The sequence below is a fragment of the Pseudogracilibacillus sp. ICA-222130 genome (assembly GCF_037892545.1).
Taxonomy (GTDB): Bacteria; Bacillota; Bacilli; order Bacillales; family Amphibacillaceae; genus Pseudogracilibacillus.
The window spans coordinates 46,468-64,757 of record NZ_JBBKBG010000012.1 but is presented as its reverse complement, the minus strand read 5'-3'; the positions used below and the strand labels follow the sequence as shown (position 1 = coordinate 64,757).

Annotated in this window: 17 protein-coding genes and 1 riboswitch; of the genes, 7 read left to right on the top strand and 10 right to left on the bottom strand. The window is 35.3% G+C overall.

What is annotated here, in order from left to right:
* Positions 1-323: hypothetical protein (locus tag WKT09_RS07095; RefSeq protein WP_340415375.1), on the top strand; the 323-nt coding region annotated here is incomplete at its 5' end.
* Positions 324-415: 92 nt separating this feature from the next.
* Here the strand turns inward: WKT09_RS07095 and WKT09_RS07090 are convergent.
* Complete coding sequence (locus WKT09_RS07090) at positions 416-940, bottom strand: YceI family protein (protein ID WP_340415374.1); 525 nt, start codon at positions 938-940, stop codon at positions 416-418.
* 172 nt (positions 941-1,112) lie between these two features.
* Entirely contained in the window at positions 1,113-2,237 is a 1,125-nt protein-coding gene (locus WKT09_RS07085) for a YeiH family protein (RefSeq protein ID WP_340415373.1), read from the bottom strand.
* A gap of 160 nt (positions 2,238-2,397) precedes the next feature.
* Between WKT09_RS07085 and WKT09_RS07080 the strand changes: the two genes are divergently transcribed.
* Entirely contained in the window at positions 2,398-3,111 is a 714-nt protein-coding gene (locus WKT09_RS07080; RefSeq protein WP_340415372.1) for a DsbA family oxidoreductase, read from the top strand.
* Positions 3,112-3,178: 67 nt separating this feature from the next.
* Here WKT09_RS07080 and WKT09_RS07075 read toward each other — a convergent pair whose 3' ends face one another.
* Positions 3,179-4,330: an AI-2E family transporter gene (locus tag WKT09_RS07075; protein ID WP_340415371.1), complete on the bottom strand. Its 1,152-nt coding sequence runs from the start codon at positions 4,328-4,330 to the stop codon at positions 3,179-3,181.
* A 194-nt stretch (positions 4,331-4,524) separates the two neighbouring features.
* On the opposite strand from WKT09_RS07075, the gene WKT09_RS07070 reads away from it, so the two are divergent.
* Positions 4,525-4,677 carry a hypothetical protein gene (locus WKT09_RS07070; RefSeq protein ID WP_340415370.1) on the top strand — a complete coding sequence of 51 codons (153 nt, stop codon included), beginning with the start codon at positions 4,525-4,527 and terminating at the stop codon, positions 4,675-4,677.
* A 73-nt stretch (positions 4,678-4,750) separates the two neighbouring features.
* Here the strand turns inward: WKT09_RS07070 and WKT09_RS07065 are convergent, their stop codons facing one another.
* Complete coding sequence (locus WKT09_RS07065) at positions 4,751-7,303, bottom strand: CBS domain-containing protein (RefSeq protein WP_340415369.1); 2,553 nt, start codon at positions 7,301-7,303, stop codon at positions 4,751-4,753.
* A gap of 405 nt (positions 7,304-7,708) precedes the next feature.
* Between WKT09_RS07065 and WKT09_RS07060 the strand changes: the two genes are divergently transcribed.
* Positions 7,709-9,352 (top strand): glycerol-3-phosphate dehydrogenase/oxidase, encoded by a 1,644-nt coding sequence (locus WKT09_RS07060; RefSeq protein WP_340415368.1) that lies wholly within the window; start codon positions 7,709-7,711, stop codon positions 9,350-9,352.
* A gap of 467 nt (positions 9,353-9,819) precedes the next feature.
* Here WKT09_RS07060 and WKT09_RS07055 read toward each other — a convergent pair whose 3' ends face one another.
* Positions 9,820-10,497 carry an MgtC/SapB family protein gene (locus tag WKT09_RS07055; protein ID WP_340415367.1) on the bottom strand — a complete coding sequence of 226 codons (678 nt, stop codon included), beginning with the start codon at positions 10,495-10,497 and terminating at the stop codon, positions 9,820-9,822.
* 117 nt (positions 10,498-10,614) lie between these two features.
* Between WKT09_RS07055 and recQ the strand changes: the two genes are divergently transcribed.
* Positions 10,615-12,765, top strand: coding sequence for a DNA helicase RecQ (gene recQ / locus WKT09_RS07050; protein WP_445324000.1), 2,151 nt, complete (start codon positions 10,615-10,617; stop codon positions 12,763-12,765).
* A 101-nt stretch (positions 12,766-12,866) separates the two neighbouring features.
* On the opposite strand, the gene htpX is transcribed toward recQ, so the two are convergent.
* From htpX to WKT09_RS07025, 5 genes are all read right to left on the bottom strand, one after another.
* Entirely contained in the window at positions 12,867-13,748 is an 882-nt protein-coding gene (htpX, locus tag WKT09_RS07045) for a protease HtpX (protein ID WP_340415366.1), read from the bottom strand.
* Between the two features lie 90 nt (positions 13,749-13,838).
* Positions 13,839-14,231: a Spx/MgsR family RNA polymerase-binding regulatory protein gene (locus tag WKT09_RS07040; protein WP_340415365.1), complete on the bottom strand. Its 393-nt coding sequence runs from the start codon at positions 14,229-14,231 to the stop codon at positions 13,839-13,841.
* A gap of 25 nt (positions 14,232-14,256) precedes the next feature.
* On the bottom strand, positions 14,257-14,871 hold the full coding sequence (locus WKT09_RS07035) for a TetR family transcriptional regulator (RefSeq protein WP_340415364.1): 615 nt from the start codon (positions 14,869-14,871) through the stop codon (positions 14,257-14,259).
* Between the two features lie 176 nt (positions 14,872-15,047).
* Positions 15,048-15,623 carry a YpjP family protein gene (locus tag WKT09_RS07030; RefSeq protein ID WP_340415363.1) on the bottom strand — a complete coding sequence of 192 codons (576 nt, stop codon included), beginning with the start codon at positions 15,621-15,623 and terminating at the stop codon, positions 15,048-15,050.
* A 160-nt stretch (positions 15,624-15,783) separates the two neighbouring features.
* Positions 15,784-16,362, bottom strand: a complete 579-nt coding sequence (locus tag WKT09_RS07025; protein WP_340415362.1) for a tubby C-terminal domain-like protein — start codon at positions 16,360-16,362, stop codon at positions 15,784-15,786.
* A gap of 140 nt (positions 16,363-16,502) precedes the next feature.
* Positions 16,503-16,617, top strand: a riboswitch (TPP riboswitch).
* Between the two features lie 111 nt (positions 16,618-16,728).
* Between WKT09_RS07025 and thiD the strand changes: the two genes are divergently transcribed.
* Positions 16,729-17,535 carry a bifunctional hydroxymethylpyrimidine kinase/phosphomethylpyrimidine kinase gene (gene thiD / locus WKT09_RS07020; RefSeq protein WP_340415361.1) on the top strand — a complete coding sequence of 269 codons (807 nt, stop codon included), beginning with the start codon at positions 16,729-16,731 and terminating at the stop codon, positions 17,533-17,535.
* Positions 17,532-18,284, top strand: coding sequence for a hydroxyethylthiazole kinase (thiM, locus tag WKT09_RS07015; protein WP_340415360.1), 753 nt, complete (start codon positions 17,532-17,534; stop codon positions 18,282-18,284). Before thiD ends, thiM begins: the two co-directional genes overlap by 4 nt.
* Positions 18,285-18,290 lie beyond the last annotated feature (6 nt).

Genomic DNA, 18,290 nt, shown 5'->3' with positions numbered 1-18,290 from the left:
CACTTGCGGATATATGGCTTAATTACGCAAGTTATCATGAAAATCACGTTACACTTGCGGATATATGGCTTAATTACGCAAGTTATCAAGAAAATCACGTTACACTTGCGGATATATGGCTTAATTACGCAAGTTATCATGAAAATCGCGTTCTACTTGCGGATATATGGCTTAATTACGCAAGTTATCATGAAAATCCCGCTCCACTTGCGGATATCCGACTTAATTACGCAAGTTATCATTATGACATAGAACCACTTTTTCCCATTGTATACGTTCCTATTCCTTATAAAACTACGACACTAGTTCAAACAAGACTATAAAATCCGTACACATTCCTTACAAAACACCCACATGCCTTACACACAAAAAAACGTGTTTCTTCCAAAAAAGAAACACGCCGAAATTATTCAATTTATGCTGGATTTACTTGTAATTCGATATCGATTGTAATGTCGTCCCCTACTAAGACGCCACCTGTTTCTAATGTTTGGTTCCAAGTTAAGCCAAATTCTTTTCGTGAGATTTTTGTTTGCCCTTCAAATCCTACTACGGTTACCCCCCATGGGTTAACACCTTCACCAGTACGCTCAACTTTAAATGTATGTTCTTTCGTCGTTCCTTTCACTGATAAGAGACCCGTTACATCGTACTCATCTTTTCCAGTCTCGACGATGTTAGTAGATTCAAATGTGATATTCGGATGATTTTCTACATCGAAAAAGTCCCCTGAACGTAAATGATTGTCACGGTCTTCGTTTTTTGTATCGATAGAGTTAACATCGATTTCAAAGTTGATTTTTGCACCTGTTAGTTCGTGTACGTCTCCTTCTACAGATCCTTGTAAACTACCAAAAGAACCTCTAACTTTTGATACCATCATATGTCTTACTGAAAAAACTACGTTTGTATGCGTTGTATCTACATTCCACTTTGTCATTATTTCTATCCCCTTTTTTAATTGATATATATATCTTACACAAAAATTATCTCTATTTCAATATATCTGTTTTAAATATTTATTATTTCAATATAACTTAATTAGATATGTACGAATTACAACTATATACATAAAAAAAAGGAGACACAATCCAATATGTCTCCATCTTTTTTTACATATGTACGTATCCTCCGAATAAGCTTATTAACATAGCACTAACACATCCAACTGTTAACGCTGCTGTCAATCCAATATAAAATGGCTTCCAACCGATTCCTTTAAGCATCCGGAAATCAGTCGATAATCCAACACCTGCCATCGCCATCCCTAGTAAATACGTCGTCCCGAAATTACTTCCTTTTGTATATATCATTTCCCATAAAGATGTGTTTAACATCCCGAATGCTGCACCAGTACTTTCTAATGTAGCATCTCCAACCGTGCGAATGAGTGAGAAACATAAAAAACCAATAACGAATAATGGAAGAAATGTATACCATTTTGGCGCGTTTTCTCCTTCAGTCGTTCCTTTTCCTTTAAAATATAAAAATGAAACGAGAGGAATCATCACGACAATGAATAAATTACGCGTTAATTTTGTCACAGTAGCAACATCCAAAACATCATCCATTTGAAACATTTGTGCATGGATCAGTGCTGCACCAGTTACTTGTGCAGTATCATGAATTGCAGTGCCTAAAAACATTCCCGTTTTAATCGGATCGTCTGCAAATAAAAAATGAGCCAACAACGGATATAAAACCATCCCGGTTAACCCAAAAATAGTAATATTCGCTACCGCATACGATATTTCATTATCTTTCGCTTTCAAAACAGGGGCTGTTGCCATAATCGCTGTTACCCCACAAATACCTGTTCCAGTTGCAATTAACAACCCAAGACGAGTCGATTGTTGCATTTTCTTCGTTAAATAAATCGTTAAGAAAAAGCCTGAAGCGATACAAGCAATAATAAGCGGGATACCAAATGCCCCCAATTTTACCGCTTCTACTAAACTAAGTCGTAACCCTAACAAAATAATCCCGAAACGTAATAAACGTTTTACAGAAAATTTCATACCAAAAGTAAATATTTCCTTCATACCAAATACGTTTCGAATCATCATCCCGATAATAATTGCTACGAAAATTCCTGAAATTGGCGTATTACTTTCTGGTGCAATTACATTCATCTGCTTCATCATCACACCAATTAGTTCTGCTCCGTAAATACCGAGTACCATAACAACAAAGCAGAGGAGTAATCCTGGTAGTACTTTCATTATGTTCTTGTGCATGTTCTCATCCCTCTACTATAAGTTCCAAACTCCCATTGTACATTTTAAGCGAAAAGCCCCTCTCATGTAAATGTCTTTCCGACATATTAAGCCAATATTTTTACGTCGTATAAAAATAAATGGTATATTGAACGTATAAACGATAAAGGAGAATATACAAATGAAAATTGAAGTATGGTCTGATTATGTATGTCCTTTTTGCTATATAGGAAAGAGAAAATTAGAAGAGGCTATGGCTAACTTCCCTCATAAAGAAGAGGTAGAGGTAATATTCAAAAGTTATCAATTAAATCCAAATGCACCACTTTATAATGGACAAGATTATTATGAAACATTAGCGAAGAAATTTGGATCGATCGAACAAGTGAAACAAATGACCAATCATATAAAACAACAAGCCAACCTTGTAGGACTAGATTTTCAATTCGATACGATGAAACAGACGAATACTTTCGATGCCCATCGTTTAGCAAAGTTTGCTGAATCAAAAGGAAAAGGTGCCGCTATTGCTGAAGCATTATTACGTGCCCACTTTCTCGAGTCAAAAGATGTTGGCAATATAGATGAACTAGTGGAAATTGCCGCTTCTGTTGGATTAGAAAAAGAAGAAGCATTCGCAACATTACGTAATGAACAAGCATTCCGCGAAGAAGTAGAAACCGATTTACAGGAAGCAACACAATTCCAAATAACCGGCGTACCATTTTTTATTATGAATCGAAAATATGCTATTTCAGGAGCACAACCGACAGAAACATTCACACAAGCATTACAACAAGTGTGGGAAGAAGAAAGACAAACATCCCCATTCCAAACAATTGGAACCACTGAGGATACTTGCGGTTCAGATGGGTGCGACATTCCCGAAAAATAAATATTTTTAAAAAAAGCTAGGGAAAATTAGGCGAAAGTCTGCTCTAATTATTTCCTAGCTTTTTAGTTTACTGTTCTATCTCTTCCTGTTCGTATCCTTCTTCATAAAATTTATTATAACGAATTTTAAACTTCTGGAAAAAGTACGTTATGAGTACTTTCAATAATGCGTACCCTGGAATGGCTAAAATCATCCCGAAAATTCCAAATAGCTTTCCAGCAACTAATAATACAAAAATAATCGTTAATGGATGGATTTGCATCGTCTTTCCCATCACGTTCGGTGAAATAAAATGTCCTTCTAAAAATTGGACAACTGCCCATACAATTGCTAATTTCACTAATAACCAAGGTGACGTAACGATTGCAATAATAATTGCTGGTGTAATCGCAATAATCGGCCCTAAATACGGCACAACACTCGTCACTGCCGCAACAGAAGCTAAAATAATTGCATAGTCTAAGCCGATGATGATATAACCAATAAATAATAGCACACCAATACAAAATGCAACGAGAATTTGTCCTCGAATATACGACCCAACTTGTGTATCCATTTGGTTTAAGATTTCTTGAATATCATGGCGAAATTTTTTAGGGAATAACTGTAAACAATATTCTTTAAACTTCGATGCGTCTTTCAATAAGAAAAAAAGTACAAATGGAAATGTACCAAGTGTAATCCCGATTGTCGTAAGCGTCTGCGCAACACTCGCTACCCCGTCAATCGCGCTTCCTACATTCGTCATAAGTTCTGTCGATAAATCACCTAAGTTCGTATCAATCCATTTCATTGCCTCATCATAATACGGTTCTAAAATAGACTTATGTAGTAAACTTTGAATTGCCTCACTTAATGTTTCAATATAATTAGGGAAATTAGTGGCAAATTCTTTCACTTGCCTAGAAATAATTGGAATAATAATAAATAACAGTCCGGTTACGATCCCAGTGAAACCAGTAATGATAATAATAATTCCCCATAACCGATTTATTTTCGCCTTTTCTAATAAATTTACAATTGGATTTAACAAATAGTACGCAATAAATGCGAGAATAACAGGTGGAACAATCGTTGATAATATAATAAAAAGCGGCTGAAATACGAATGAAATTTTATTATATATCATGATGACGACACCTAATAACAATAATGTTAATAAGCCGAAAAGTAGGTTTTTGCCGCCGATAAATTTTATAAACCTCGTAGACATATTCATATACATCTCTCCCAATCTCTCTCAAAAATAAAAAATAAAGACAAAGCTATTATTCCCTTAATCTATTTTTTTCAAACATGTAAACCCTATGGAGAATAGGGATTCGAGTAGTGAAATCTTTTCGTTAAAATGATATACTAATAGTAGAAGCTATACTTATTATACTTCATTTTTCATTGAAAGGAGGAAATGAAATGGCACAAGACGATCGAAAGGTAGTGGAGAAAAAACAGGAAGTACGCCGTAAAGAAATCTCTAAAATGATTGGTGAAGGTGGTTTAGGCGCTGAAAAATATTACAAAATTAAAAAAGATGTAAAATCAGAAAGGAAAAAGGATAGTAACTAATATGAAGAAACAGTATGTAGGATAAAGGGATGTACATGTACGATTATATCGTGTTGTATATCCCTTTTTCTGTTTATGGTATATTCGCCTCCATCCACGCGAATGCTTCTTCTTTTGTCGTTATTTCCTTGTTCAATGTTGCAATTTCTAATTGTAATAATAATTCTTTAAAATGTGCTCCTGGTTTTAATCCTCGTAAAATTAAATCTGCTCCAGTAATATATTGCTCCAGTTTTTTCCTTCTTTCAATGTATTGCAAAATGACTTCCTCATTGTCAATGGATGAAACAGATAAGATAAATAATAGTACATCATCTTCAAACGCTTTCGCATAAGCATGTATATCCCCGCTTCGTTCTGTTTGGCGCCATCCATCCATGCGGAAAAACTCCTCCACAGCACGAATAAATTTCATTTCTTTTTTTGTTAAAGCAAATTCCTTTATTGGCTCATTAAATGTATGATCAAAAAATGGAATTGCGACATAGTGAAACCAGTCAGGCTCTGCATGCTCATACATATCAAATAGTGCTCGTAATTTTTTCACTCGTTCAATTACGTCAGAAAGTGGGATATCCACATTATATTGTTTCCAAAAATCTACATCATATAAACGCATCATCGCCCGTGCAATATTGTCTTCTTTAAAAATACGGATTAATTCATCGACAATACGCTGGTTAGATAAATGACGCATCGTACTAATCGATTGTAATGCTAATTGTTCTGTCTGTTTATCCATTAAAAATTCAAATCGCGTTTCAAAACGAACCGCTCGTAAAATCCGTGTTGGGTCCTCTACAAAACTTAGATTATGTAAGATGGTAATATTTCCGTTACGTAAATCTTGTTGCCCATTATATGGATCTATTAAGTCCCCAAACTTCTCACCAGTCAAACAAACTGCCATCGCATTAATCGTAAAATCACGTCGTTGTAAATCTTCCGCTAAATAAGATGATTCCACATCCGGCAATGAGGCTGGTCGATCATAATATTCTAATCTGGATGTCGTTACATCGATACTAAACCCGTCAACCGTTTCCCATGTAGCCGTTCCAAAACTTTCGTGAATGATTACTTCTCCCCCATGATCCTCTGTCAGCCGTTTGGCAAATTCAATCCCGCTTCCCTCCACAACAATATCGATATCATCATTTGGAACACGTAAAAATAAGTCACGCACAATCCCTCCAACTAAATAAACATCGATATTTACTTGTTTAGCAGTTTTGCGAATATTTTCTAATAATGAGAATGCATCCTTTTCCAGTTGATCTTTCAGTTCATTTTTCAAATTCGTTTTTAATGGTTGATCTTTCCCTGTTTCCTCCATTAAAGCTATTTCATGCATTTTTTCGATAATATTCGTTCGTGTAATAATCCCAACTAACTTTCCGTCACGTATCACAGGTAAACGTCCAATATTTCGTTCGATAATTAATTGTTGTATTTCTTCTAATGTCTTTTCTTCTGTTACAGTAATTAAATTCGTGCTCATATACGCTTTTACAGGAGCATGTCCAAGTCCGTGATGATTTGCTTTATCTAAATCACGTCGAGTGACCATGCCAATTAATTTTCCTTCTTGTACAACCGGGTATCCAGAATGGCCATATCGATACATTTTTCTTCCAGCTTCTTCAATAGTTGTATCAGGTGTTAATGTTTTAACAGGATACACCATCATATCTTTCACCGTGATTCCTGGTTTAGAAATCAAATCTAAATCCTCTACTACTTTCGGCAAAATTTCCTCACAAGTCGAACGTTTTACCATCGCTGAGCCAGCTTTTTCATGTCCACCACCTTCAAATTTCTTTAAAAGTGGTAATAAATTGATGCGATCAGAACTTGCTCTGCCAACAATATGGACATGATTCTTCATCCCGACTACTGTAATAACTGCATCTGTATTTGTAATATCTAATAAACGGCTCGTAATCGTCGCTAAACCACTTTGAAAAAAGTCATAACTACTAGCGGCTACGACAATCTCCAATCCATCCATCGAACGAACATCCATTTTCGTAAATAAGTCATTCAAAATCTGTTGCTGTTCTGGTAGTAAAACATGTTCGGAAAATTGGTGTACCATTTCTAAGCTCATGCCATGATCCATTAAAAAACTAGCGGCTTTAAAATCGCGTGCAGATGTAATATCATTCATAAACGCATTGGTATCTGTATAAATACCGAGTCCAAACAATGTCGCTTCAAAAGAACTAATAGGAATTTGTTGTTCCACTATTTTTTCAATCAGTAATGTTACTGTTGCACCAACTTGTTCAATTTGGCGATCTGCTTCTTCGATATCGCCATTTTTAGGTGGATGGTGATCAAATACAACCACATTTATTTTCGACATGTCTAAATTTTCCATATAAGGACCGATTCTTCTTCCGTTTGCTACGTCGACTATAATCATATCTGTGACATTGTCCCAATTTACATCTTTTTCATCTGTAAATGGAAGCGTGTCACGGTATATATTTAGAAACTGCCTTACTTTTGTTTCTTGTTTGTCAGATAAGACGACCGTTGCGTCTGGGTATAATTTTTTTGCTGCATACAACGATGCTAACGCATCAAAATCCGTATTCATATGTGTGACGATAACCTGCAACATTCATCCCTACTTTCCTTCCAAAATAACTACTCTATGTAATACAAAAATATTTTAGACATCCTATACATCCGTCCAATATACCTATATCTATCATAGCATACGTTCCCTTTTTTTCTGCAAATAATGTCAAATACATTAAACAAAATAACTTATCTTCACTACTTCATTTGATGTATTGATGATATTTTGTCTAATTCGTTACACAACGTATAAATCTTCTTTTATTTTCAAACAATAGTATGGACTTCATCTCAATTTATGTTATACTTAAAGTATCAAATGAATAAAAAAAATGGTTAGAGTATACGAGAGAGACCAGAAATGACATTGCTTTGAATGAAGGCAATATTTTTCTGTGCTCTCTTTTTTTATGCATAAACTATATAAAGGAGCGAATCATACATGAGTTTCTCAAACTTAAGAAGAGCTGAAACAACAAGTAAATTAGCAAATGAAACGTTCGACATCGTGATTGTTGGTGGTGGAATTACTGGTGCTGGAATCGCATTAGATGCAGCAACACGTGGATTAAAGGTTGCATTATTAGAAATGAATGACTTCGCAAGTGGAACATCCAGTCGTTCTACAAAATTAGTACATGGTGGGTTACGTTATTTAAAACAATTTGAAATTAAAGAAGTTGCACAATTAGGACGTGAGCGTGCAGTTGTGTATGAAAATGGACCACACGTTACAACACCTGAGCGTATGTTACTTCCTTTCCATAAAGGTGGTACATTTGGACGTGTCCTAACAAATATTGCCTTAACGATGTACGACAATTTAGCACAAGTAAAACGCAGCGAACGTAAAGTGATGATTTCCAAAAATGCTGTCGTAGAAAAAGTGCCTTTCATTAAAGAAAAAGGATTAAAAGGTGGCGGTGTGTACGTTGAATATCGTACAGATGACGCTCGTTTAACTTTAGAAGTAATGAAAAAAGCAGCTGAAAAAGGTGCGACTATTTTAAACTATGCACAAGTTACTGGATTTGAATATGATACAAAGAAAAAAGTGAACGGTGTACGCTTTTTAGATAAAGCAATTCAGAAAGAAATAACGGTTCGTACAAATGTTGTTGTAAACGCAAGTGGACCTTGGGTAGATAAACTACGTCATTTAGATTATGTAAAAGGTAAAAAGCATTTACAATTATCAAAAGGGGTTCATATTGTTTTCGACCAAGAAAAATTCCCATTAAAACAAGCAGTATATTTTGATACACATGACAAACGTATGGTTTTCGCCATCCCTCGTGATGGAAAAACGTATGTAGGTACGACAGATGATTTCTATGACGGTGATGCGGAAGATATGCACGTATTACAATCTGAAGTAGATTATTTATTAAAAGCCATTGCAGATATGTTCCCGCATTTAACTTTAGATGAAGCTGATGTGGAATCAAGCTGGGCTGGTGTCCGTCCGTTAATTTTCGAAGAAGGTAAAGACCCATCTGAAATTTCACGTAAGGATGAAATTTGGGAAGCTGAATCAAACATTCTTACAATCGCTGGTGGTAAATTAACAGGATACCGTAAAATGGCTGAAACAATCGTTGACTTATTATATAAAAAATATATTCCGAAGAAAAAATTTGACCATGCTACATGTCAAACAAAACAATTACCAATCTCAGGTGGAGATGTTGGTGGATCAAAAGGATTCGCTGCATTTAAAGAAATTTGGATGCAAAAATTACAAGCTTTATCATTTACAAAAGACGAAGCTAGCACTTTAATTGCAACATTTGGCTCAAATATTGAAACGGCTATTTCTTATATCGATTACAATGATACGAATTTACCGAATGCATTGTATGCAAAATTAATGTACAGTATTCACCATGAAATGGTCTTACATCCAATTGATTTTATGTACCGTCGTACGGGAGATTTACTTTTTAATATTGCAGAGGTTAAACGTTATAAAGATGAAATTATTGATGTCATGGCAAAACTTTTTGTCTGGTCAGACGATGTGAAACTTCTTTATACAAAAGAAGTCGATGCCGCTATCGAAAATGCAGAATCATTCCGTGCCTAACTATTTGAGAGGTAAACGAAATTAGGAAAAGACATAAGGGACTATGTAAAGGCTTTGAAAAGCTGTCTGTCTAATAGTAGATTTCTAATTTCAATCATTTTTTGTCAACCAGTATAAGTTCGAAATGTAGTGTAAGCAGTCCCTTATGATATGCAAGGATGTCACGGCAAAATGTACTGTGGTTTTCACCCGTGCTGTATGGTCAACTTTGGCCTTACTAGTCGATGTTTCATCTTATCATAATCATTCATGAGACAAGTGAATTTCTCTCCTAGCGTTCGCTTTGGACGACTGGAGGGAAATTCACTTGTTTTCTATTTATGTGCTCCAAAATGGTGCTAGTGGCATTTTAAAACGTCCTCCCAAATGGACGCGGAAATAATAATGATGATTTCCTTTTTAAATGGATTCCTCTTCCCTCTTAGTGCTTACTATTTTTTGCGCACTCTTATTGGGCATCTCGAGCACTATCTTCCATGAATTTCAATGCCTTTAATTCCTTCAATCTCTTTTAACGCATCATAATATAATATGATAGAATGCTCCTTTGCCTCTATCAAACTGATAAATTCCACTCTTAGTTCTTTCTCACGGTTTCTAATTTTTATATTTCGTAGTTTCCCAATCACATTTTCTACTTCCGCCAACGTTTGTTGGACATCTGTCGTTAATTCATCCATATAAATGGTACACTTAACTTCTTGCTCACGTAATGTATGTGGTCCTAACTTTGTAACGACAAATGGTAAAAAGCGAATACTTATAACGATTAAAATTAAACAGACAGCCACTTCTTTAAAGTAGCCCGCACCAACTGCAATCCCGATTCCCGAGGCTGTCCAAACAATTGCGGCCGTCGTAAGCCCAGAAATGACATCATTATTTCTCCGTAAAATGACACCTGCCCCTAAAAAACCGATCCCACTTACAATTTGTGCGGATAATCGCATTGGGTCAGAACGAATAAATGGATTCTGTTCATTTAAAAAGGCTGTTTCAATCGACACAATCGTTAATAGACAACTCGTTACAGCAATTACAACACATGTTTTTAATCCAAGTGGTTTATGTTTTACTTCTCGTTCAATTCCTAATACGACACCTGCTACTGTCGCAATGAGCAATTTAATAACCCAGTCACTCATTACATCCATCCTTTCTATATCAATGTATTCCTATATGATGCCATAAAAAAATGTTGTACAATAGAGATAGATAAAAAGATTACATGATTTTTATAATGTTAAAGGAGTTCATACACCGTGCAACAAATTACGTCTATCATGGAGCATTACTTCGGATATTCTACATTTCGCCCTGGTCAAGAGGCAACAATTTCACATATTATGAATGACAACCATACGTTAGCAATCATGCCTACTGGTAATGGAAAATCACTTTGTTTTCAGCTACCTGCGCTTGCGAAAGAAGGTACTGCCATCATTATTTCACCACTTATTTCTTTAATGAAGGACCAGGTAGACTCATTACACACGTTAGGCATTTCTGCCACCTATATTAATAGTTCCCTCACATCGTTTGAACAACAAGAACGAATGGAACTTTTGAAACAAGGGGCATTTAAATTTGTCTATATTGCACCAGAAAGAATTCAATCGGATTACTTTTTACGAACGATAAGTAACATTCCTATTTCCTTAATCGCTTTTGATGAAGCACACTGTATTTCCCAATGGGGGCACGATTTTAGGCCGAATTATCGTTCTGTCGTCCCTACATTACAGCAACTAACGAATATCCCGCTATATGTTGCATTAACTGCTACGGCAACAAAAGAGGTAAAAAAGGATATTCAACAACTTTTACATATTCAAGATGATCATGTCGTTCAAACAGGGTTCGAACGAAGTAATTTACACTTTCATCTCGTAAAAGGCCGAGATAAAACTTCTTACGTCGAACAATTCCTAAGAGAAAGAAAAGATGAATCCGGCATTATATATGCTGCAACAAGAAAACAAGTAGATACATTATATGAACGTTTACATGATAAAGGGTACAATGTTGCAAAATATCATGCTGGATTAGATGAACAAAGTCGTCAAAAAGCCCAAAACGCATTTATTCATGATGCATGCCAAGTAATTATTGCAACGAATGCATTTGGAATGGGCATAGATAAATCGAATGTTCGCTTTGTGTTACATTATGCTATGCCGATGAACATCGAATCTTATTATCAGGAAGCCGGACGTGCTGGACGTGATGGAGAAAATAGCGATTGTGTGTTAATTTTTTCCAATCAAGATATCCAATTGCAAAAATTCCTCATTGAACAATCTGAGATGGAAGAAGAAATGAAACAGTTAGAATATGAAAAGTTACAAGCAATGACAAATTATTGTTTTACCGGTCGTTGCTTAAGTAGTTATATTGTCGACTATTTTACGAATATTCCCTCTAACACTCGTTGTGAAACGTGTAGTAACTGCCAAAAACATGGGGAAAAAGTCGATATAACAGAGGAAGCACAAATGATATTATCTTGTGTAAAACGCATGAATGAAAAATTCGGTGTCAGCATGACCGCAAAGGTATTACGTGGTTCCAAAGATCGTAAGTTAATTCAATTCAATTTACATAAACTTACAACATATGGGCTTTTATCTTCTTATACTGAAAAAGACATTACGGAGAAAATCCAGTTTTTAATTGCCGAACAACTACTTTCAACAGAAGAAGGAATGTACCCAACATTAAAACTAAACTATCAATCTATTGCCGTTTTAAAAGGAGAAAAGACGGTAGAAATGTATACATTAAAAGTGCCAACAACTGATGCGACGGATTTTGATGCAACATTATTTGGCGAATTAAGGGAGCTCCGAAAAGTAATGGCAGATGAAAGAAACGTGCCACCATATGTACTATTTTCCGATGCGACATTACGTGATATGTGCCGTTATTTTCCAACGACAAAAGACGAAATGCTTGAAATTAAAGGGGTTGGAGAAAAGAAATATAGTCAATACGGGGAAACATTTTTACATGCTATTAACAAATGGAAAGAAAAGAATCCACATGTGAAAAAGAAAGTCCAAATTGGAACACCTATAAACCGTTCGATTGCCAAACAACAAGTACTTGATGATCCTGATACACCATCCCATATGCAAAGCTATCAATTGTTCCAGTCTGGTAAATCGATCAAAGATATTGCAAAAATACGGGATGTGCAAGAACAAACAATTGAAAACCATTTATTTAAAGCATTTGACCAAGGCCTTCCAATCGTTTGGGATATTTTCTTTAACGAAGAAGAAGAAAGAGAAGTATTAAGTGTATATGAAAGGTTCGATGAGAAGAGGTTGAAGCCAATCAAAGAAGCATTGCCAGATACATTCACATATACAAAAATTAAAGCTGTCTTAGTGAAAAACAAACTTTTGTAAGGGGAACGAAACCAACTTCCCCTGAGTGCTTCTCCCCTATTTTTGGACAAAAAAATCGTACGACACATAGGATCGTACGATTTTTCCTAACATTATGATTATTATGCTAAACGGCTAATTCTTTCATCTAAATCTGGGTGTGTAGAGAATAATTGCATCGCCTTTTTAGCACCATTTATTTTCATTGTAGCTACTGCTGTATCGTCTTCTCCAGCTGTAGTTCGATCCGCATACATTTTTAAACTTTCTAACGCATGACGCATTTTGTCACGACCCGCTAAATCTGCTCCACCTTTATCCGCATGGAACTCACGATGGCGTGAATAAGCAAATACAACAAGGCTCCCTAAAATAGAGAATAATATTTGGAATACGATAATCGCGATGAAATGAACGATTGGTGCAATTTCTTCACGAACGAACTGTGATGCGATAAGCGCAACAATTCTAGATAAAAATACAACAAACGTGTTCACAACACCTTGTAGCAATGTCATTGTCACCATATCGCCATTTGCAATATGGGCAACCTCGTGTGCGATAACTCCTTCCACCGCATCATCATCCATTTCATCTAGCAATCCAGCTGAAACGGCAACTAATGAACGTTTTTTCGATGGTCCTGTTGCAAATGCGTTCACTTCTGGTGAATTGTAAATTCCAACCTCAGGCATATATGTTAAACCAGCTGCTCTTGATAAGCGGTATACCTTTTCAATAACTACTTGTTCATATTCATTCTTGGGATTATTCGGATCAATTATCTTCACACCCATCATTCGCTTCGCAATCCAACGAGACATTGCTAACGAAATAAAGGAACCCGTAAAACCAATAACCGCACTAAATACTAGTAAGGCACCGTAGTCTATAGTACCATTTTCTCCAATATAGTTCCCAATCGGTAAGATCGTGAATATAATCGAAATGGTTAAAAGAACTAGTACGTTTGTTAATAAAAAGTAAAATATTCTTTTTGCCACGAACTTCTTCCTCTCTTTCATAATGTTTCTCTTATTCTACAACATTTCTGTTATAAATAACATCCTTTTCATGTAAAGTATAGTTAATTTTTACACGAAAGCTAAAGAATCATGAATAAATCGTTTGCGTTCTTCTCGAGGGATAAACTGTCGAATATTATACTCATCAAATCCTACTTGTAATTTATCATCCCCTAAAATAATCGGCTGACGTAACAACTTTGGATTTTTATTTACTAATGTATATAAATCATTTAATGAGATATTTTCTAAGTCTAGATCTAATTCTTTATACACATTCGATCTTGTCGCAATAATATCTTTTGTCCCCTCTTCTGTTAATTGTAAAATTTGTTGCATTTCTTTTTTCTTTAAAGGCTTCTTCAAAATATCACGATATTCAAATGGAATATTATGTTCCTCAAACCACCTTCTCGCTTTTCTCGTTGATGCTGTTGAAGAACCATATAATTTGATTTTCATCATGAACCCTCTCTCTTCCTTTTAATTATTTTGCCTTAAATCCTTTTTTCATTAAATTAATTTGTGTCGTAAAATTGTGTAGCACCTTTTCATTTGGTATGTTCACCGCATATTTACGTGCGATGTTACCTAACATCATGGATAATAACATTTGAATCATATGAAATAATTCTTCATCATTTTTTACATTTAAAATGGTCGTATCGACGAGATCCCTTACTTCCTTATATTGTTCACTCAGTACGCTATAATTCATATCACTTAAAAAAGCACGTTCTGTTTCAAAATCTAAATGTAGAAACATATTTTTGAAAAATTGTTTATCATTTTTCCTGTCAATTCGAATGAGTAAGTCTTCACATAAATCACTCACTGCATAAAATATATTCCCGTCATGCTTTTCTAATAAACGAATAAATCGTTTTCTTTTTTCATCTGCATACTGGTTTAATATATAAAAATAAAAATCCTCTTTATCTTGAAAATATTGATAAAAACTACCGCGTGGAATACCCGCCTCTTTTACAATATTCGCAATGGAAGCTTCAAATAATGGAACTCGTGAAAATTCTTTTTCTCCCGCTTCAATTAATACTTCCTGTTTTTCTATAGGTAAATTATAAAAAGTCTGTCTCGGCATCCAAGTTCCTCCTAAGTACAAAGTCAAAATGACACAATGTCACTTCCACTCCATTTCATTATAAATGACACGGTGTCATCTGTCAATAAAAAATGACCTTCTTTGACCAATATGTGACTAAAAAATGACAAAAATAAAAACACTTTATCCTTCCAATGATAAAGTGTTTTTTTGCTTTATTGCGCCATCCATTTCGGTGGCATGTTTTTATCCCAGTATATATTGCCTAATTCATAATGTGTTTCAAACTGATCTTTTCCTAAATGATAGTGGAAATTAAACCAATATCCTTCTTGTGGTTTAAAATCTCGACGAACGTGAAACTTCGCAATTATTTTTTTATCTTTTACATCATATACATTGAATATTCTTTCTCCATACCCTTTTGCAGGGTTTTCCGTGATTTCATAAAATGGCAGTCTGTCTTCTCCTACTTCCGTAAAGATAGACGTTAAAGTGTCCTCCATTTTCGGTAAAATTACTTCTTGAAACTCTTTTTCTAGCTGATTTTCTATCTTCGGTCCAAATTTAACACTCGTTTGTGCAATAGCTTTTTCCATTAATGTAGCAGCTACATCCTCTTCCTCAACATCATATGTAGTTACTTGTTCCGCAACTATATTCGCTTTAGACGAATCATACGTTTTCTCTTCTTTTCCTACATGTGCATCTACATCAAATGACGGAACATATAAACCTAACGTTATGAAAGCGACGAATGCAACGGCAATTTTTCTCATCCAAATTTTCATCGTATCATCTCGCTTTTTATTTTATATATACTTAACTGTATCATTTTACAAGGAAAAATACATGACTTTTAGTCAAATTTAATATTTTTTTAACATTCTATACTACTTTAGCAAATCTCCGATAAAAATGGTGATATGTATATATTTCATCGTCATTTTCTTAAGTTATATAATCTAATAGTTCATTGATGACAGCTGTTTCTGTATCATAGATACGATACATACAATAAATGAGTGATACAAAACCGGGCGTCAGCAATAATGGTGCTACTGTATTATTTACTATTTCTACTTCTATTTTATATGTGTATGTATCAACTTTAATTTTTCCAAATATTGTTTTATCCCATTTTAATGTAATGTTCCCGTCCCAATCTTCATGAGCTTCAAATTTCTTTCCTTTTATTTTTCCCTTTACGTGGAAATACAAATAAATTAGACCTTTCGCATCTTCTAATTGGAACTGTTCATTTGCATCGTGCAAATAAAATGTATATGCATATCCTAGGAATGCCTTTAATCCTTGCTTTTTTACCGCAAAGGACAAGGTGGTCTTTCCAGCATGATTTTGAAATGCGTAAAAAGTTCCTTTCCTGATTTGCTCCTCCTCTAAAAACCCATCTTCATTAAACGTTCGAACGATTGTTCCAACTGAAGAATCTTCTTCATCCAATACAGGAATCGTTTTTTGTTTTGAGAAAAAGAACACATCTTTAAAATGATAGATTATATTCGACATCCATGTCACCATCCAATCCTTTTTAAAATTATACCACACTACAGTCTTACAGTAAGTACGTTTACGGGATATACGCGCAAATGAAATGCGTTCTTTTCCTCCTTATGACAAGTAGAACATAATCTGCTATACTAGAGTCAGAAATCTACTAGGGGTGCCTTTTGCGTGGAAGGCTGAGAAGAAGTGCGTGACATTTCTAACCCTCGTGAACCTGATCTAGTTCGAACTAGCGGAGGGAAGTAGGAATCCATGGCTTTTTTTGCAGTCGAACCAGATTCTCTCACGAGGAATCTGGTTTTTTTATGGAAAAATATATATTTTATAACGTCATATACATCCCTAAAATCAAACAAAGGAGCAAATCAAATGAAAGATATTACATGTGCATTAACCATTGCAGGTACAGATCCTACAGGAGGCGCAGGAATACAAGCTGATTTAAAAACATTTCAAGAATTACAAACATATGGCATGAGCATTATTACATCTGTCGTCGCACAAAATACGACAGGGGTTCAAGCGATTGAACATATATCTTTGGAGATGATTGAACAACAATTAGATTCTGTATTTTCAGATGTTCCTGTAGATGCTGTTAAGACAGGAATGATTGCAAACATTGATATGATGAAAATAATAAAGAAAAAGCTCGACGGAAAAAATCTCCCACTCGTAATTGATCCTGTTATGGTTGCTACAAGTGGAGACCATTTAATTAATGAAGAGGCCCGTGACTTCTTACGAGATGAATTATTAGCTTATGCGACTGTTGTTACACCGAACTTACCGGAGGCTGAATTTTTAACGAACATGACCATTTCGACATTCGATGATATGAAAAAAGCTGCCGAAAAAATTGTTCATACGTATGGAGCAAAAGCAGCACTTGTAAAAGGAGGCCATTTAAGCAAAGACAACGATGCAACAGACTTCTTATATGATGGAAACGACATGCATGTATTTACAAAAAAACGAATTGATACAAAACATACACATGGAACAGGTTGTACGTATTCCGCAGCCATTACCGCCCATCTTGCACAAGGTCTTTCTTTATATGAAGCAGTGGAAAAAGGAAAAGAATTTATTCAAGCTGCTATTGAAGAATCTATTCCACTTGGTGCTGGTAGTGGGCCAACAAAACATTGGGCCATTAGAGGGAGACAAGTATGAATATAAATGAAAACATCATGAAAAAGGCTCCTCTCGTCCACTGTTTAACGAATAATGTCGTCAAAAACTTTACCGCTAATGGGTTACTCGCCATTGGTGCCTCACCTATTATGGCCGATAACCCGATGGAAGTTAGTGAAGTCGCTAAAAAAGCAGATGCTATTTTAATTAACACGGGTACATTAATGGATTCAGATATGGAAGCAATGCTTACTACTGGAACGGTTGCAAATAATCATCAAAAACCAATCGTATTAGATCCTGTAGCAGTCGGTTCCTCTTCTTTTCGAAAACAAGCTTGCCTTAAATTTCTACATGCCATAAATTTCACGGTGATTAAAGGAAATGCAGGGGAAATGGCCGCATTAGTCGATGAAAAAGTGGCAATGAAAGGCGTTGATTCTGTCGATCCTCCAATAGAAACAACGAAATTAATTGCTAAAAAAGTTGCAACGAAATTCCAGACAATCGCGGTGATTACAGGGGCAAAAGACGTTATTTCCAATGGAAGAGAAACATATATAAATGAACACGGGCACGAAATGTTAACACGTATAACTGGTGCAGGTTGTTTATTAGGTGCTATTATTGGGGCGAATGTAGCATGTGAGGTGGATCCTTTTAAAGCAACCTATCAGATAATCGAATTTTATACAAAAGCTGCGGAGCGAGCAATGGCATCTTCCAATGTCCATGGCCCTGGAACTTTCCAAGTTCACTTTTTAGATGCATTACATCACGTCGATTAGGAGAGA

Bases quoted from the DNA above. Each gene is read 5' to 3' on its own strand.
- WKT09_RS07030 (WP_340415363.1), bottom strand. From the start codon at position 15,623: ATGAAAATTTGGATGAGAAAAATTGCCGTTGCATTCGTCGCTTTCATA.
- WKT09_RS07025 (WP_340415362.1), bottom strand. From the start codon at position 16,362: ATGTCGAATATAATCTATCATTTTAAAGATGTGTTCTTTTTCTCAAAA.
- WKT09_RS07080 (WP_340415372.1), top strand. From the start codon at position 2,398: ATGAAAATTGAAGTATGGTCTGATTATGTATGTCCTTTTTGCTATATA.
- WKT09_RS07035 (WP_340415364.1), bottom strand. From the start codon at position 14,871: ATGCCGAGACAGACTTTTTATAATTTACCTATAGAAAAACAGGAAGTA.
- WKT09_RS07075 (WP_340415371.1), bottom strand. From the start codon at position 4,330: ATGAATATGTCTACGAGGTTTATAAAATTTATCGGCGGCAAAAACCTA.
- WKT09_RS07090 (WP_340415374.1), bottom strand. From the start codon at position 940: ATGACAAAGTGGAATGTAGATACAACGCATACAAACGTAGTTTTTTCA.
- WKT09_RS07055 (WP_340415367.1), bottom strand. From the start codon at position 10,497: ATGAGTGACTGGGTTATTAAATTGCTCATTGCGACAGTAGCAGGTGTC.
- WKT09_RS07085 (WP_340415373.1), bottom strand. From the start codon at position 2,237: ATGCACAAGAACATAATGAAAGTACTACCAGGATTACTCCTCTGCTTT.
- thiM (WP_340415360.1), top strand. From the start codon at position 17,532: ATGAATATAAATGAAAACATCATGAAAAAGGCTCCTCTCGTCCACTGT.
- WKT09_RS07070 (WP_340415370.1), top strand. From the start codon at position 4,525: ATGGCACAAGACGATCGAAAGGTAGTGGAGAAAAAACAGGAAGTACGC.
- WKT09_RS07040 (WP_340415365.1), bottom strand. From the start codon at position 14,231: ATGAAAATCAAATTATATGGTTCTTCAACAGCATCAACGAGAAAAGCG.
- thiD (WP_340415361.1), top strand. From the start codon at position 16,729: ATGAAAGATATTACATGTGCATTAACCATTGCAGGTACAGATCCTACA.
- WKT09_RS07060 (WP_340415368.1), top strand. From the start codon at position 7,709: ATGAGTTTCTCAAACTTAAGAAGAGCTGAAACAACAAGTAAATTAGCA.